This window comes from Vibrio sp. 704 (assembly GCF_033339295.1).
In genome coordinates this window covers 1-500 of the sequence record NZ_JAWOUH010001110.1, presented here as the reverse complement: position 1 = coordinate 500, position 500 = coordinate 1, and the positions used below count along the sequence as shown (strand labels likewise).

The 500-nt window shown below is 45.2% G+C and carries 1 protein-coding gene; it reads left to right on the top strand.

What is annotated here, in order from left to right:
• Positions 1–32: 32 nt before the first annotated feature.
• Positions 33–500: alanine:cation symporter family protein (locus tag R7R24_RS30925; RefSeq protein ID WP_318120745.1), on the top strand; the 468-nt coding region annotated here is incomplete at its 3' end.

Sequence of the window (500 nt, the reverse complement as noted above, 5' to 3'; positions counted from 1 at the left end):
CTCCTTATTAGTTGTTTTATTAAGGGGAAATCATGAACGACCTACAATCTTTACTACAAACCATTGATAACTTTGTCTGGGGTCCACCACTGCTTATTTTGCTTGTGGGAACCGGTGTTTACTTCACTTTTAGCCTTGGCTTGATCCAGTTTAAACATCTACCAACCGCGTTAGCGATGGTATTCTGTAAAGATAAGTCATCTGATAAACAGGGTGACGTTTCTAGCTTCGCAGCACTTTGTACTGCACTTTCTGCAACTATCGGTACTGGTAACATTGTCGGCGTTGCAACCGCAATCAAACTTGGTGGCCCTGGCGCCCTATTCTGGATGTGGCTTGCTGCCCTATTCGGAATGGCGACGAAATACGCTGAGTGTCTGCTTGCTGTTAAATACCGACGCGTTGACGACAATGGCCAAATGATTGGTGGCCCAATGTACTACCTACAATATGGTGTTGGCTCTAAAGCGCTAGCCATCATGTTTGCGGTATTCTCACTT